Raw genomic sequence first — 17,257 nt, forward strand, 5'->3', positions numbered from 1 at the left:
TTTTAGCAGGTGATTATACAAAGGAGGTAAATAAGTATTCAAGTCAGACAATTTTTTTAAGCAAAAGGAATATTTTGGGAGGAAAACAAAGTGGGTAAAATCAATGTAGCAATTGTGGATGACAATGAAAGAATCGTAAAGCTGTTAGAAGAAATCTTAAAGGGAGACTCAGATATTGAAGTAGTAGGAACAGCTGACAATGGTATCGACGCACTGGATGTTATACGGGATAAGAAGCCGGATGTAGTTCTTTTGGATTTGATAATGCCTAAATTGGATGGTTTGGGTGTTATGGAAAAGGTCAGGTTGGATGAAAGTTTTAAAAGTATACCGGCATTTATTGTGATTACTGCAATCGGGCAGGAAGGTGTAACTGAGAATGCATTTGAATTAGGTGCAAGTTACTATATTATGAAACCCTTTGATAACAATATGGTTCTTACGAGAATCAAACAGATCAGAGGAGATTTACATAATACAAAAGTATTTGAAAATCACCGTGTAAGCACTTATGAGAGTAAGGATGATTACAAGGAAAGAAATCTGGAATCCGATGTAACAAATATAATTCATGAAATAGGGGTGCCTGCCCACATTAAAGGATATCAGTATCTTAGAGATGCTATTATGATGTCTGTAAATGACAGTGAAATGTTAAATTCTATTACAAAGCTGTTATATCCGTCCATTGCAAAACGTCATAAGACAACGCCCAGCAGAGTTGAAAGAGCTATCAGACATGCTATAGAAGTTGCATGGAGCAGAGGAAAAATGGACACCATAGATGAATTATTTGGTTATACTGTTAGTAACGGCAAAGGAAAGCCGACCAATTCTGAATTTGTAGCTCTAATTGCTGACAAAATCAGACTGGAATATAAATTAAGAGCATAACAGCTATCAGACATTGCTGTTAGAATTACACTGCTTCAGTAAAAGGGGTACGAGCGCCAGGCGTTCGTTTTACTGAAGCAGTTTTTTAATGAAAAAACTTCACTAACAAAGGAAAATCATGTATAATTAATACATTAAAACATAGAATGGATTTATTGATGTAGCTTATATTTCAAATTTTGTGCTGTCCTTACGGCAGAATGCGAGGTAAAAATGAAAAAAATATTATTTGCAGCTTCTGAATGTGTTCCATTTTTAAAGACAGGTGGTCTTGCAGATGTTGTAGGTGCCTTACCCAAATACATTAATAAAGATAAGTACGATATACGCGTCGTAATGCCAAATTACAAAGCGATACCAGAGGTATTGAAAGAAAAAATGGAGTTTAAATGCAGTTTCTATATGGATTTATCCTGGAGAAACAAGTATGTAGGCTTGTTTGAGATACAGGAAGGTGGAATACATTACTATTTTATCGATAATGAGTTTTATTTTTGCGGAAATACACCTTATGGGAACATTTACGAAGATATAGAGAAGTTTGCATTTTTTTCAAAAGCTGTTTTATCAATTCTTCCTTTAATTGAATTCAAACCGGATATTATACACTGTCATGACTGGCAGACAGGTCTGATACCCGTTTATCTAAAGGATTTATTTTCAGGAGATGCATTTTTTAGCGGAATAAGATCAATAATGACAATACATAATTTGAAATTCCAGGGAGTCTGGGATGTAAAAACAGTGAAAGATGTGACCGGACTATCCGACTATTATTTTACGCCGGATAAACTGGAGGCATACGGAGATGCAAACTATTTAAAAGGTGGTATCACCTATGCTGACAAGGTGACTACGGTAAGTAAGACTTATGCTGAAGAAATAAAAACCCCCTATTACGGAGAAGGTTTGGATGGTCTGATGCGGGCAAGGAGCAATTCTCTGGAGGGAATCATAAATGGTATAGATTATGAAGAATATGATCCTGCTACTGATAAGCTCATTCCAATACAATATAACAGTAAAAATTTCAGAAAAGAAAAGTGTAAGAATAAGAAGGCATTACAGGAAGAGTTGGGCTTAGAAGTAAATCCGAAAAAATTCATGATAGGAATTGTATCCCGACTAACTGATCAAAAGGGCTTGGATCTGATTGACTGCGTAATTGAAAGCATCTGTTCGGAAGATACTCAATTAGTGGTGGTTGGAACCGGAGAAGCTAAATATGAAAACCTTTTTCGGCATTATGCCTGGAAATATGGTGACCGGGTATCTGCCAGTATATTTTTCTCAGAGGAAAGAGCCCACAGGGTTTATGCGGCTTGTGATGCTTTTTTGATGCCGTCTTTGTTTGAACCCTGCGGTCTGAGCCAATTAATAAGCTTGCGCTACGGAACGGTACCCATTGTCAGGGAAACCGGAGGACTAATGGATACTGTCATAGCTTATAACGAATTTGATAATTCAGGTACAGGTTTTTGCTTTCACAATTATAACGCCCACGAAATGCTGTCTGTTATTAATTATGCCAAAAATGTCTTTTATAATAAAAAAAGAGAGTGGAATAAAATAGTAGACCGTGGAATGGCTATGGATTATTCCTGGAAGAATTCGGCTGCACTCTATGAAGCGCTGTATGACAATATGATACAATAATATTTTTAAAATTACTAAAAATAATAACAAAGAATGTTTTAGAATAAAAATATATACTCTTTTTTTCCTGCATAAGAAAGAGACCTCTAAGCAATAATAAGTCTAGATAATAAAGCAAAATTTTATGGCTGTTATCTGAGAATATACGTATAAGGAGGAAATATGAATGAGTAATTTATCTAAACTTGATGTTCAGAATTTAAGACACCTTTTAGTCTTCGGAGAATCTGATAAACAGAAATACCAGACCTATGCGGAGCAGTGCACAGATCCCAATGTGAAACAGTTTTTCCAGAAAGAAGTGCAGTCATCTGAGCAAACAAGACAGAAACTAATTCAATTTCTTAAATAGGAGGTTTCAATATGCAGGAACAAGCAATGGTAACAGACGCTCTTAGTTCAATTAATGCAGGTTTAAAAAGTCTAGGAGATATGATTTCCCAGGCAGAAGATCAGGAACTCAGACAGACATTACAGCAGATGAGAAATGATGCAGAAACCTGCCAGCATGAGCTGTATACAATAGCAAAAAATAAAAATTATTATCCTCCCTCACAAAAAGCGACAGAGGAAGAGATAACAAACCTGAGAAATATCGCTAACCAGACAGTACAGTCCTCTCAAAGCGGACAAGCAGCACAAGGCATGAGATAACAATAGAAGGTCCTATCAAATGTCATAGAAATGAATTCGGCAGGGAGTCCATGGAACATACTGCACCTGCAGTATACTCCCGTGTCCGGATTCCTCCTTATGCCATATTGCATTTGATTTCTTATGATTTCTTCCGTGAATAAATGTAAATGGAAAAATATTACTGATAAAATGCACAAAGATTTATGTCTCTGTAATCTTTTTATGAATTATCTATTAATCTTATTTGAATTTATATTTTGTACTTGATATTTTCCTATAAAAAAGGTAAAATAATATAGTGTTTGAGAAAATTTTGTCAATCATGCTGGTTAATAGCTGTCGCTCCTACATAAGACTATTGTTATGGAACATATGGCAGCATATTATAAAATTAACAATTAGGAGGAATATAATCATGGCAGTAAAAGTAGCAATTAATGGTTTCGGACGTATTGGACGTCTTGCATTCAGACAGATGTTTGGAGCAGAGGGATATGAAATCGTAGCTATCAACGACTTAACAAATCCTAAAATGCTTGCACACTTATTAAAATATGATACAGCACAGGGAAGATACGCTTTAGCAGATAAAGTTGAAGCAAAAGAGTCTTCTATCGTAGTAGATGGTAAAGAAATCAAAATCTATGCTGAGAAAAACGCAGCAGACCTTCCTTGGGGAGAAATCGGTGTAGACGTAGTTCTTGAGTGTACTGGATTCTATGTATCTAAAGCAAAATCTCAGGCTCATATCGATGCAGGTGCTAAGAAGGTTGTAATCTCTGCTCCCGCAGGTGATGATCTTCCTACAATCGTATTCGGTGTTAACGAGAATACATTAACAGCAGCAGATACTATCATTTCTGCAGCTTCTTGTACAACAAACTGCTTAGCTCCTATGGCTAAAACATTAAATGACTTATCCGAAATTGAAAAAGGCTTCATGACAACAATTCACTCCTATACTGGTGACCAGATGACATTAGATGGTCCTCATCCTAAGGGAGATTTAAGAAGAGCTCGTGCAGCTGCTGAAAATATCGTTCCTAACTCTACTGGTGCTGCTAAAGCTATCGGTCTTGTTATTCCTGAGTTAGCTGGTAAATTAGACGGTGCTGCTCAGCGTGTACCTACCCCTACTGGTTCTATCACAGAATTAGTTGCTGTTACCAAGAGCAAAGTAACAAAAGATGATGTTAACAAAGCTATGAAAGCAGCAGCTAGCGCATCTTTCGGTTACACAGAAGAAGAATTAGTATCTTCCGATATCATTGGTATCAGTGAAGGTTCTTTATTCGATGCAACTCAGACAAAGGTTACTCCTCTTGATGGGGACAAGACTTTAGTAAAAGTTGTTTCCTGGTATGACAATGAGAATTCCTACACTAGCCAGATGGTTAGAACAATCAAATTCTTTGCTGAGTTAGCATAATAGTTATTGCATAGTAATATTTGCATAATTCATTAACAGTATTTATTTTTGCTTGTTACGGAATAGGAATTTGCTATAATTTATAATTATATTGATCCTTAATGGGTCCGGTCTTTGTAAGCAAAGTCGAGGAACGTTAACCGAACCCTCTGCTTTGCTATAAAGATCGGGCTCATTTTTTATAAGAATATTTATTAGAACATATTGAAAGGAGTCTATTATGTTAAATAAAAAGTCAGTAGATGATATTAACGTTAAAGGCAAAAGAGTATTAGTACGTTGTGATTTCAATGTACCTTTACAGGAAGGTAGAATTACAGATGAGAACCGTCTGGTAGCAGCACTTCCCACTATTCAGAAATTAATCAAAGATGGCGGCAAGGTTATTCTTTGCTCTCACCTTGGTAAACCGAAGGGTGAGCCTAAGCCTGAATTATCCTTAGCTCCTGTAGCTGTAAGACTTGCAGAGCTATTAGGACAGCCTGTTAAATTTGCAGCTGATGCTACAGTAATAGGCGAGAATGCAAAAAAAGCTGTTGCTGAAATGCAGGATGGTGAAGTGGTTCTTCTTGAGAATACACGTTATAGAGCAGAAGAGACAAAGAATGTAGATGCATTCAGTGAAGATCTTGCTTCTATCACAGATATATTCGTAAACGATGCTTTCGGTACTGCTCACAGAGCACACTGCTCCAACGTTGGTATCACAAAATATGTTGATACTGCAGTAGTTGGATACTTAATGCAGAAAGAAATCGATTTCCTTGGCAATGCTGTTAATAATCCGGAGAGACCTTTCGTGGCAATTCTTGGAGGCTCTAAAGTTTCCAGTAAGATTTCTGTTATCAACAACCTTCTTGACAAAGTGGATACGCTTATCATTGGTGGAGGTATGGCCTTTACCTTCATGAAGGCAAAGGGAGAAGAAATCGGAAGTTCTATGTTGGAAGCAGATTATCTTGATTATGCAAAAGAAATGATTGAGAAAGCAGCTCAGAAAGGTGTTAAGTTATTAATACCTGTTGATACCATCGCTGCGAAATCTTTTTCTAATGACGCAGAATTCAAAACAGTAACCAGTGAAGAAGGAATTGAAGAAGGCTGGTTAGGTCTTGATATCGGTGAGAAAACTAGCAAGCTTTACGCAGATGCTGTAAAAGAAGCTAAGACTGTAGTATGGAACGGACCTATGGGTGTTTTCGAAATGTCTAATTTTGCCAACGGAACTATCGCAGTTGCGAAAGCACTTGCAGAAATTGATGCAACAACCATTATCGGTGGTGGTGATTCAGCAGCGGCTGTTAATATCTTAGGCTTTGGTGATAAGATGACTCATATATCAACAGGCGGCGGCGCTTCTCTTGAATTCCTGGAAGGAAAAGAACTTCCTGGTGTAGCAGCAGCTAACGATAAATAATAAGTACTTGATTCATAGCATAAAGTCACAGTAGTATATAATATCAGGGACTGACAGCTTCGATGCCTGACAGTCCCTTTTCTTAAGGAAAAGGAGAAATAAAATGCGTAGAAAAATTATAGCCGGTAACTGGAAAATGAATAAAACTACCAGTGAGACCGTAACTCTTATCAATCAGTTAAAACCCCTTGTAGCAACAGAAGATGCGGACGTTGTATTTTGCGTTCCCGCTATATCCTTAACAACAGCAGTAGAAGCAGCAAAGGGTTCCAATATACAGATTGGTGCTGAGAATATGCATTTTGAAGAAAATGGTGCCTATACAGGAGAAATCGCTCCTGGAATGCTCGATGATATCGGTGTTCGCTATGTAATTATCGGACATTCTGAGAGAAGAGAGTATTTTGCGGAATCCGATGTAACCGTAAATAAGAAAGTACTGAAAGCTTTCGAGCATGGAATTACACCCATTGTCTGCTGTGGTGAATCTCTTACCCAGAGAGAGCAGGGCGTAACGATTGACTTTATCCGTCAGCAGATTAAAATTGCTTTCTTAAACGTAACTCCTGACCAGGCAAAAACAGCTGTCATTGCCTATGAGCCTATCTGGGCTATTGGAACCGGCAAAGTAGCAACCTCTGCTCAGGCACAGGAAGTGTGTAAAGCAATTCGTGAGTGCATCGCTGAAATCTATGATACAGATACAGCAGCAGCCATCCGTATCCAATACGGCGGAAGTGTTACAGCTGATTCTGCAGCAGAGTTATTTGCACAGCCTGATATCGACGGCGGATTAGTTGGCGGCGCAAGCTTAAAGCCTGATTTCGGGAAAATTGTTAATTATAAATAATATAAATGAAAATGCTTTTCATAATCTAAAGTTTCATTTATAATGATATTGTAAAACCGTCTTACATAAGGTGAATAATCTTATGTAAGATTTCGCAGTTAAAACTGCCAGACATAATGAAGTGATATGAGGCTCACAATTTATTCTAACCAAACAGATGTGAAACATCTTTCGTGAGCTCCAGGAAAAGGAGTGTTCATATGAGTAAAAAACCTACAGTATTAATGATATTAGACGGCTATGGATTAAATGACAAGACCGAAGGTAATGCAGTAAAATTAGCAAAAACTCCTGTAATGGATAAACTGCTTTCTGAGTATCCATGGGAAAAGGGCTATGCTAGTGGTATGGCGGTAGGACTTCCGGAAGGACAGATGGGAAATTCAGAAGTTGGACATTTAAACATGGGTGCCGGCAGAATTATATACCAGGAATTAACCAGAATAACAAAAGAAATCGCTGACGGAGATTTCTTTCAGAATGAAGCTTTAAAGAAAGCAATGGAAAACTGCAGAGAGAACAATTCAGATCTGCATTTATACGGACTGCTTTCAGATGGTGGTGTTCACAGTCATATTACACATGTATACGGATTGCTTGAAATGGCAAAAAGAGAAGGTGTTAAGAATGTTTATGTACACGCTTTCTTAGATGGAAGAGATACCCCTCCCACCTCAGGAAAAGGTTTTGTAATCGCACTGGAAGAGAAGATGAAAGAACTCGAAATCGGTAAAGTGGCTTCTGTAATGGGTCGTTACTATGTAATGGACCGCGATAACCGTTGGGACCGTGTGGAAAAAGCGTACCGTGCTCTTGCCTGCGGAGAAGGTGACGAAGCGGCAAGTGCTTCAGAGGCAGTACAGGCTTCTTATGACAAAGAAATCAATGATGAATTTGTAATCCCTACTGTTGTGAAAGAAAAGGGTAAACCAGTAGCTGTTATTAAGGAAAATGATTCCGTTATCTTCTTTAACTTCAGACCTGACCGTGCAAGAGAGATAACAAGAGCTTTCTGCGACGATGATTTTAAAGGCTTTGAGAGACCAGCAGGAAGAATACCTTTAACTTACCTTTGCTTTACCGAATATGATGTTACCATTGAGCACAAGCTTGTTGCATTCCATAAAATGGCTATTGATCACACCTTTGGTGAGTTTTTGGCTGAAAATAACTTAAAGCAGCTTCGAATGGCTGAGACAGAGAAATATGCCCATGTTACGTTTTTCTTTAATGGTGGTGTCGAAGTTCCGAACGAAGGGGAAGAGAGGATTCTTGTTAACTCTCCGAAAGTTGCAACCTATGACTTACAGCCTGAGATGAGTGCTTTCTCAGTAGCCAAGAACCTTGTGGAAGCAATTGAGTCTCTGAAATATGATATGATAATCGTAAATTTTGCAAATCCGGATATGGTTGGACATACAGGAATCGTAGAAGCTGCTGTCAAAGCGGTGGAAGCTATTGATGTCTGCGTAGGCCAGGTGTATGATGCTCTTATAAAAGTAGATGGACAGATGTTCGTATGCGCAGATCACGGTAATGTAGAACAGCTTATCGATTATGAGACAGGTGAGCCTTTCACTGCACATACCACCAACCCGGTTCCTTTTGTACTTGTGAATTATGATAAAGAATATGGTTTAAGAGAAGGCGGCTGTTTAGCGGATATCGCGCCTACTTTGATTGAAATGCTGGGATTAACGAAACCTGTTGAAATGACTGGTAAATCCTTACTGATAAAGAAATAACACGGCATCCCCAGAAGAAATAAAGCTTACGCTTGTCTTTTGTGGCAGCCTGTGTTATAATCAAAACAGTGCGTTAGGAGGTGTCTTAATGGAAGTATTAAAAATAATAATCACTGTAATATTTGTAATTGTATGCCTTTCCTTATCTGTATGCGTATTAGCACAGGAAGGTAAGTCTGCCGGACTTTCCGGTTCCATCAGCGGCTTAGCAGATACTTATTGGGGTAAGAACAGAAGCAGATCGAAAGAAGGCGGTTTATTAAAGGCTACCATCATACTTGCTGCAGCATTTATCGTTCTTTCTATCGTTTTGAATGTTCTTTAATAAGTCTTAGAATCAGATATGAGAAGCATCCCTGGATCCAGAAGCATAGGATTCAGGGGTGTTTTTTTCTGTAAGTAATGCCTATGAAGCCTTTTAAAATGTCGGGAGGATGTAACAAAAACGATTTTTCTGAAATCAAAAAACACTCTTGTCTACCATGTAAAAGATGCCATAAAAAAATAAGTATATAATGGCTTATAAGATAAGAAACTACTAAGATATAAATAAAATAACAGGCAAACATAAGTCTGCAAGACGAATATAAGTGTATTAAACACAGGAGAATTATGGTATACTATTTGTAACGAAACGGTGAAGGTCCGGCAGGCAGAAAGAGGATATATGGATAAAATAATTTTAGAAGAAAGAAAAAAAATACTGCTTGAGTTTATAAGCAGCAAAGAATACCAGCCAATGAAAATAAAAGATATGGCTGCAATTCTTCAAGTTCCAAGAAATGAGAAGAGTGATTTTCGTGAAGTCGTTGAAGCTCTTATTGCAGATGGTAAAATAGAAGCAGACAATGCAGGTAAATACCGAATTTCGGATAATAATACAAAAACTGGTGTTTTTACTGGTACACAAAGAGGTTTTGGTTTTGTAATTGTAGAGGGTGAAGCAGAAGATATTTTTATACCAGAGAATGCCACCAGAGGTGCTCTTCATAATGATAAGGTACTTGTTACAGTACGGGAGAGCCGAACCGGAAAGCGTATGGAGGGAGAGGTCATCCGAATACTGGAGCGAAGTAATACAACAGTAGTTGGAACCTTTGAGAAAAGTAAAAATTATGGTTTTGTTATTCCTGATAACACCAAGTTTGGAAAAGACATCTTTATTCAGAAAGAGCATACCAAAGGTGCTGTTAACGGGCATAAAGTTATCGTCAAATTAACGAATTTCGGAGATAAGGATAAGAATCCGGAAGGCAGAGTTGTTGAAATCCTGGGACATATTAATGATCCTGGTGTAGATATAAAATCCGTTATTGCTGCCTACAATCTGCCTTTGGAATTTCCGGAAGAGGTTATGAAACAGGTGGAAACAACAGAGGAAGAAATCTCGGAGGAGGAAATAAGAGGCAGGAAGGATCTTCGCAAGCTGCAGACAGTAACTATAGATGGAGAGGATGCAAAGGATCTGGATGATGCTATAACCATATCAAAAGAGGGTGAGATTTATCGTTTAGGTGTTCATATAGCAGATGTAACACATTATGTCAGAGAGAATACGCCACTGGATAAAGAAGCATTAAGCAGAGGAACCAGTGTATATCTGGTGGACAGAGTCATCCCCATGCTGCCTCACAAACTGTCAAATGGTATTTGCTCCTTAAATGCCGGTACTGACAGATTGGCCTTAAGCTGTATAATGGATATTGATGATAAGGGGACTGTTATCGGACATGAAATAACAGAGTCGGTAATATGTGTAGACCGGCGAATGACCTATACCAGTGTAAAAAAGATACTGGAAGAAAAAGAGGAAGCTGAAATCAAGGAATATGAAGAACTGGTCCCTATGTTTCTGCTTATGGAGGAACTTGCTGAAATATTAAGAGAAAAAAGAAGTAAAAGAGGTTCCATAGATTTTGATTTTCCAGAAAGTAAGATTATTTTAGATCCCGAAGGACATCCCATTGAGATTAAACCATATGACAGAAACAAAGCAACCAGGATAATAGAAGACTTTATGTTAATTGCCAACGAAACAGTTGCAGAGGACTATTTTTGGCAGGAGATTCCGTTTGTATACAGAAGCCATGAAAATCCGGATTCTGAGAAAATAAAGGAACTGGGCATCTTTATCAATAATTTTGGCTATAGCATTCGTATTGGCCAGGAGGAAATCCATCCAAAAGAATTGCAGAAGTTATTGAGAAAAGTAGAAGGTACACCTGAAGAAGCACTAATCAGCAGACTTACCCTGCGCTCCATGAAAAGAGCGAAATATACACCTGACAGTGATGGTCATTTCGGATTAGCAACCAAATACTACAGTCATTTCACCTCACCGATCAGACGATATCCTGATTTACAGATCCATCGCATTATAAAGGAGAATTTAAAAGGAGGATTAAGCGAGAAACGTTATAATCATTATCATAAAATTCTTCCGGATGTCTCAAGACAGGCAAGTATAACGGAGCGCCGTGCCGATGACGCAGAAAGAGATGTATTAAAGCTTAAAAAAGTAGAGTATATGAGCGACAGGATAGGGGAAGAGTTTGAAGGTGTTATTTCAGGTATTACCAATTGGGGTATGTACGTGGAACTTCCCAATACAGTAGAAGGTCTTGTCAGGGTTACTGATATGGAGGATGACTTCTATATCTATGATGAAGAACGTTATACCATGACAGGTGAGCACACTAAAAAGAGCTATAAGCTCGGACAAAAAGTCAGAGTCAGAGTCACAGCTACTGATAAATTACAGAAGGTTATAGATTTTGAACTTGTAGAAGAATAAAAAGAAAAAATATATAAAAAAGAATATGACAATTTAAGAGTTAGGCCCTTCAAGTGTAAGTTAGAATTCGGAGAACTTACACTTGAAGAGGTACATTCATTTCATGAAATTAATTATTCAGAAAGAGGTTGTATGGGAAAAGATGCTATAAAGATGATTGCCAATAATAAGAAAGCCAGATTTGACTTTTTTATAGAGGATACTTTTGAAGCAGGCATTGTACTGCATGGTACAGAAGTCAAATCCTTAAGAATGGGCAAATGCAGTGTGAAAGAATCATTTATCAGGATTGAGAATGGTGAGGTTTATATATACGGTATGCATATCAGTCCATATGAAAAAGGCAATATTTTTAATAAAGACCCTCTACGTGTGAAGAAACTGCTGCTTCATAATTATGAAATCAATAAAATAATGGGAAAAGTGGCACAAAAAGGTTATACTGTTGTTCCGCTTACCGTGTACTTAAAGGGAAGCCTCGTAAAGGTTGAAATTGGACTTGCAAGAGGTAAAAAACTCTATGATAAGAGAGAAGACATAGCTAAAAAAGATCAGAGAAGAGAAGCGGAGAAGGATTTCAAGATAAAAAACCTCAATTAATCTTTTCGCTTACTGCTTCGTATGAGAGAAATTTATGTATGAATACGTGGGAAAAGCAGTATTTCAACTGTATTTTCTTAGGACTGATACTCAGTGTACTCTTCACGCTTTCCAAATTCTGCGGTGTTATTTTGGGAACGTAATACCACTACGTCCCCAAAATCCTGCCTTGTCTCCAGCAAAGAAGAACTCCAGGCGGGCACATGAACTTACCCGTATATAAAAAGTTTCATGATTAACAGGTATGGTCCCAGAATAAAGATGATATTACAATTGAAGGACCGGCATTGAGGAAGAGGATTTTGGGTGTGAAATTAATGAATTTATCTACTTCACAGCCTCTTTTTCTAACAGCTAATTCGGTTTTTGCACATTGCCCAAAGTTACAATAGCAAGCATAGATGCAGTCAAGGAATGGATTTAATTCATTACCAAAACATACTTTCTTACACTCGCCAATCAGCAGGCAGAACTCTTCTATGTGAAAGGTACAACCGGGAGTATCTCTCTCTCTGACTGTTAATGTAACGTTTAAGTCAGAACAGGTATGATTGATAAACTCTTTCACTCCATCCATAAGCTACCTCCGTACATAATGTTGTCACAATCGACAGGTTATAGAATAGTATATGTCATTTTATATTCTGTTGTGATGAATAAAATACCAAAAAGCCATTCCATAGCACATCTGCGATCATAAGTACAAAATATTCTATATTGTCATATTGATAGACATCATCTGCATATTGCATGTTTTTACGTTTATTTGCTTCATCCAGGGTCATGGATAAAAGATTACCAAGCAGATTTTCAAACTGATTCTCATTCCACTTATTATTAATAGATGCCAGCTCGGCAGACAAGGCTTTGGTATTTTCCATCCATAAAGGGGCGGTCTGGTTAAAAGAATCTGAATCTCCGGTAATGGTGTCCTTAACCAGATCCATTGTATACCTGATGTGATCTCTTAAAAGAATCTCGATCTGTGCTGCCGTTTGATCACCATAATAAATTCGAAAAACACCTGCAATAGCAATCGGAATTTCCAACAGTCGGTTTTCAATTACTTCCTGGTCTTTTATTGCGGCAGCTACACTGACAATATAAAATCTCATCCAGGTGGAATATTGTGTCAGATATAATCTAAGAATATTTCTTAAGTCTTCTTTGGAATAAAATCCGGTTTCTTTGTCATTATTCACATACTTGCCTCATATAATTATACTTATCATATAAATGTAATGATCATATTCGTGCGGCTTCTTGTTCATTATATTTATATATAAACAGAAACAAAGCCTTTTTACACCTATATGAGTTAAGGAAAAACTGCCTGGCGAATATTAAAATTAACAATGATAAGCAAATTATATTTATAATCAATTATATTTATAATTTATATACAAGAAGAAGAAAAAGTTCCAGATTAATAGAAAAATTACAACTTCGGAAAGGATGTTTCCTTAAGCATTACAGCCTGTTTTTCTGTAAGGTTGATTTTGGCTAAGGATTATTTAGTCTGGTAGGAGGACAATAAGATAACAATGCAAGTTATATAGTAAACTGCATATAATAGTATGAACTGCAATTTTAAGTTCACCCTGATTTTAAACGCATGTTTTAAGCATGCAGAAAGGAGTAAAAGTTTATGAAATATCAGGATTACGAAAAAATAGTGAAGGAAGCATTACATGACTATCTGCAAAGAGGTGGTTCACTGGTAGATGCTGCATTAAAAGATATTCCCAAGGAATACATATACGAATTTGATGACAAGTATCCGGAAGATACTAAAAAACAGCTTATTGATAAAGCACATCAAGCCATGCGGAGCAGACAGGATTTACCGAAAGGAATCCGTCTGGTCAAAGTAGTATTCATTATAGGTGAAAAAGAAGAAAGAATCCGAAGAACGTAAATAAAAATCGTAATATTCTATTGCAAAACTTTAATGATTGTGTATGATTGTAGTATAAACAACTAACGGACAACGCATTGGAGCTATAGTACATTACAGAAGATGGAGTTAGATAAAGTGGGCAGGATAAAAAGACCAATGAAATTCCGCTACAAAATAGGTGGATTATTATTTGCATCAGTAATTATTGTTTCATGTATATCTTCAATTGTGGAATTGGTTATTAACACCACATATCTAAAAAATGAATTCTCCGAGCAGCAGAATATGATAGGACAGAGACTGCTGAATAATCTGAGCAATACAGATTATATTAATTATCTGATTGAAAAGCCTATGGATGAAGAGGCGAAGCAGGTTCTGAATAATGTTATGAAAGAATATGAGAAAAAGGGAGATATTAATTTTTCTCTGGAGGATTTTCAAACAGGAGAGAATGATTTTGATCTCTATATTATAAATTATGATAATATAATAATATCATCTACAGATAAACAGGATATGGGATTGAATTTTAATGGAAATAACAGCTTTGTAGATTTTCTGAGTCAAGTTCGCACAGAAGGCAAATTTGTTGCATCCCGTATCGATTTATCTTTAGCTGACGGTATTATGACAAAATATTGCTATTTGCCCTCAAAAGACGGGAATTATATTTTTGAATATGGTGCACCTATTGTGCAGGATGAAAGTCTTATGAAGGGAATCAGTTTTGTAAATTTCTATGAACAGATACAAGCAGATAATGTAGATGTTGATAGAATTCTATTGTATAACTATCTGGGAGTATCTTATAAAAAAACTCGTGACGGTAAGAATACCGTAATAGACAGCGACCATACTGTATATTTTAAACAGGCTATGCAGACGATGAGTACGGTAAAGGTTACCAAAAAAGAAAACGGACAGAAGGTATTCTATCAATATATTCCATATAAGATTAATGGCTCAACAGGCGGAAATGAAATAAATGTCGTAGAGGTAATTTATAACAATGACAGAAATGATAAATTAATAAAAAATTATATACTTCGAATAATAATGATTAATATATTCGGAGCTTTTGTTGCCGCAATCTTTGGGGTACATGAGTCCAGAAAAATGATTAAGCCTGTAGAAATCCTTACAGAAGGAGCTAAAAAGATAGGAACCGGTGATTTTGATCACGAGATAGCCGTAAAATCCAATGATGAACTGCAGTTACTGGCAGATCAGTTTGTGAAAATGCAAGCACAGATAAAAGAACTTTTGCAGGAAAGATACCAGGCAGAGCAAAATCTTGAAAATAAAAATAAAGAAATATCAGAACACAAAGATGAAATAGAATCTTTATACGAAGAAACCATATCCATCAACGAGGAATTGGAAACCTTATTTGCCAAAAATAAAAATAGCTATTTTGAGACCGTCAAAGTATTAGCCAATGTAATTGAAGAAAAAGATCTTTATACCGGGGGTCATTGTGAACGGGTAATGATCTACTCTATGATGATAGGTGAAGCTCTAAAAATAGGAGAACAGGAGAAGAGTGATCTTCAATTCGGCAGTATTCTTCATGATATTGGAAAGATTGGCGTTCCTGAGTATATTCTTCATAAGAAGGAACGTTTAACCCAGGAAGAGTATGAGAAGATTAAAGAGCATCCGGAAATTGGATATCAGCTCTTATCAAATCTGGATTTCTTAGACAGCAGCAGACGTATCATCTATGAGCACCATGAACGAGTAGACGGCAAAGGTTATCCAAGAGGCCTAAAAGGGGATGATATTCATTTCCTTGCTAAAATCGTGTGTGTTGCGGATGCATTTGATGCTATGACCAGTAATAGAGCATATCGTGCTGTTATGTCTGTCGAGGATGCTTTAAAAGAACTGATTGCAAACAAAGGAACTCAATTTGATGCGGAGATAGTTGATGCCTTCATAGAGTATTTTGAAGCACAGGATATTAAAAGCAAGATGCCAATCCATATGTTAAACTCAAAAATAATTTCATAGAGTATAGGATATAAGCTGAATCTAAGTTCAATCAATAAAGGAGTAAAGATGTCTGGTGCTACAGCATTTCCAACTTTTGAATGATTGGACTTATTTCAGTTTTATTAAAATATAGCTAAATCTGATTGGAAAAGCTGCATAATTCTTTACGTTATGCAATATTGAATCATGTTTGCTGAAATGGTATTGTTAGTTCTAATAAAGGTTTATGTGGAGCTGAATTGAAGTAAACTGGTTTTACAATAAAGTTGATATAGAGCTTGATAAAAAAGGATATGTTTCATATCTCATAATCAATAGGAGCGTTATCGCTGTGAAAAAAGAGGGAGGTTTATAAGATGGGTATAGATAAGGCGATTGAAATGTATGAGACCCAATATGGTTGTCTGACAGGAATAACAACACCGGATTACTACAAGAACGGAAAGCTTATGGAATGTTCCTTCGAGGCAAAAAATATACTGCACACTCCTTATGGTGATTTTATACCACAATACACAAACGAGGGTACCCGTAAAAAGTATATCAAATCCTTGTCCTTTTATGAAAATGGTAATTTAAGACGGTTGGCCCTGGAAGAACAGACCTTGATACATACAACAGCAGGTGAGATACAGGCAGAACTAGTTACTTTTTATGATAGTGGTGAAATAAAGCGTATATTTCCGTTAAACGGAAAAATTACAGGCTTTTGGACAGAAGAGAATGAATATGGATTGGCACAGCCTATAACCCTTAAGATGGATCAGGGTTATGTGGAGAAAAAGTTTATCAGTTTGCATTACTATAGAAATGGAAATATAAAGAGTCTGACACTCTGGCCAAAAGAAACCATGTCAGTACCTGCCGGAGATATTAAAATTAAAGTTCGTTTTGGGATAGCCTTTTATCCAGAGGGAAATACAAAATCTCTGGAACCTGCGTATCCTTTATTTCGGAATACTCCAATAGGTAAAATAGCCTGTTTTGACATGAATGCTAATGGAATCAATGGTGATATGAATTCGCTAAATTTTAATGAGGATGGAAGTATAAAATCACTTATTACCTCCACAGATCGCATTAAGATTCGAAATAGGAAGGACAACAGTATAGAAATAATTGAACCATATTTTAAGATAAGTTTGATAAATGACAGTGAAGAAGATATTGTGCCAATAAAAATAGAATTCATAGATAAGGGATGTATCCTTTACGGAAAAAATATATACACTTACGTTTATAAGGATTATGAATTTGAAATAGAAAACATGGCTGTTACACCAAAGAGCAGCTGCAGCGATTGTGCTTCTTGTAAAAGTACCTGCGGCTGAATAAAGG

16 protein-coding genes are annotated in these 17,257 nt (G+C 36.7%); 14 read left to right on the top strand and 2 right to left on the bottom strand.

All coding sequences use genetic code 11. The features are described from left to right. Positions 1-90: 90 nt before the first annotated feature. From spo0A to smpB, 11 genes are all read left to right on the top strand, one after another. The gene (gene spo0A, locus R2R35_RS20760) at positions 91-894 is read left to right on the top strand and encodes a sporulation transcription factor Spo0A (protein ID WP_317731764.1); all 804 of its coding nucleotides are present in this window, start codon (positions 91-93) and stop codon (positions 892-894) included. A 213-nt stretch (positions 895-1,107) separates the two neighbouring features. Continuing rightward, positions 1,108-2,550, top strand: a complete 1,443-nt coding sequence (gene glgA / locus R2R35_RS20765; RefSeq protein WP_317731765.1) for a glycogen synthase GlgA — start codon at positions 1,108-1,110, stop codon at positions 2,548-2,550. Positions 2,551-2,716: 166 nt separating this feature from the next. Further along, the gene (locus R2R35_RS20770) at positions 2,717-2,902 is read left to right on the top strand and encodes a hypothetical protein (protein WP_317731767.1); all 186 of its coding nucleotides are present in this window, start codon (positions 2,717-2,719) and stop codon (positions 2,900-2,902) included. Between the two features lie 11 nt (positions 2,903-2,913). Continuing rightward, complete coding sequence (locus R2R35_RS20775; protein WP_317731769.1) at positions 2,914-3,204, top strand: spore coat protein; 291 nt, start codon at positions 2,914-2,916, stop codon at positions 3,202-3,204. A gap of 397 nt (positions 3,205-3,601) precedes the next feature. Then, positions 3,602-4,615, top strand: coding sequence for a type I glyceraldehyde-3-phosphate dehydrogenase (gap, locus tag R2R35_RS20780; protein WP_317731770.1), 1,014 nt, complete (start codon positions 3,602-3,604; stop codon positions 4,613-4,615). Between the two features lie 220 nt (positions 4,616-4,835). After that, entirely contained in the window at positions 4,836-6,032 is a 1,197-nt protein-coding gene (locus R2R35_RS20785; RefSeq protein WP_317731772.1) for a phosphoglycerate kinase, read from the top strand. A gap of 103 nt (positions 6,033-6,135) precedes the next feature. After that, the gene (tpiA, locus tag R2R35_RS20790) at positions 6,136-6,882 is read left to right on the top strand and encodes a triose-phosphate isomerase (protein WP_317731774.1); all 747 of its coding nucleotides are present in this window, start codon (positions 6,136-6,138) and stop codon (positions 6,880-6,882) included. A gap of 200 nt (positions 6,883-7,082) precedes the next feature. Next, the gene (gpmI, locus tag R2R35_RS20795) at positions 7,083-8,627 is read left to right on the top strand and encodes a 2,3-bisphosphoglycerate-independent phosphoglycerate mutase (protein ID WP_317731776.1); all 1,545 of its coding nucleotides are present in this window, start codon (positions 7,083-7,085) and stop codon (positions 8,625-8,627) included. 88 nt (positions 8,628-8,715) lie between these two features. After that, a complete protein-coding gene (gene secG, locus R2R35_RS20800; protein WP_317731778.1) occupies positions 8,716-8,952 on the top strand; it encodes a preprotein translocase subunit SecG in 237 nt (78 codons plus the stop codon). 342 nt (positions 8,953-9,294) lie between these two features. Further along, a complete protein-coding gene (gene rnr / locus R2R35_RS20805; protein ID WP_317731779.1) occupies positions 9,295-11,421 on the top strand; it encodes a ribonuclease R in 2,127 nt (708 codons plus the stop codon). 132 nt (positions 11,422-11,553) lie between these two features. Next, positions 11,554-12,021, top strand: a complete 468-nt coding sequence (smpB, locus tag R2R35_RS20810; protein ID WP_033167761.1) for an SsrA-binding protein SmpB — start codon at positions 11,554-11,556, stop codon at positions 12,019-12,021. Between the two features lie 235 nt (positions 12,022-12,256). Here the strand turns inward: smpB and R2R35_RS20815 are convergent, their stop codons facing one another. Together R2R35_RS20815 and R2R35_RS20820 are read right to left on the bottom strand one after the other, a co-directional pair. After that, positions 12,257-12,598, bottom strand: coding sequence for a hypothetical protein (locus R2R35_RS20815; protein WP_317731782.1), 342 nt, complete (start codon positions 12,596-12,598; stop codon positions 12,257-12,259). Positions 12,599-12,653: 55 nt separating this feature from the next. After that, positions 12,654-13,223: a hypothetical protein gene (locus R2R35_RS20820; protein WP_317731784.1), complete on the bottom strand. Its 570-nt coding sequence runs from the start codon at positions 13,221-13,223 to the stop codon at positions 12,654-12,656. A 446-nt stretch (positions 13,224-13,669) separates the two neighbouring features. Between R2R35_RS20820 and R2R35_RS20825 the strand changes: the two genes are divergently transcribed. The 3 genes from R2R35_RS20825 (at position 13,670) to R2R35_RS20835 (ending at position 17,250) form a co-directional block, all read left to right on the top strand. Continuing rightward, entirely contained in the window at positions 13,670-13,939 is a 270-nt protein-coding gene (locus R2R35_RS20825; protein WP_317731785.1) for a hypothetical protein, read from the top strand. 138 nt (positions 13,940-14,077) lie between these two features. After that, entirely contained in the window at positions 14,078-15,937 is a 1,860-nt protein-coding gene (locus R2R35_RS20830; protein ID WP_317731786.1) for an HD-GYP domain-containing protein, read from the top strand. A gap of 338 nt (positions 15,938-16,275) precedes the next feature. Further along, a complete protein-coding gene (locus R2R35_RS20835) occupies positions 16,276-17,250 on the top strand; it encodes a hypothetical protein (protein WP_317731788.1) in 975 nt (324 codons plus the stop codon). Positions 17,251-17,257: the final 7 nt, after the last annotated feature.

The organism is Anaerocolumna sp. AGMB13020, assembly GCF_033100115.1.
Classification (GTDB): domain Bacteria; phylum Bacillota; class Clostridia; order Lachnospirales; family Lachnospiraceae; genus Anaerocolumna.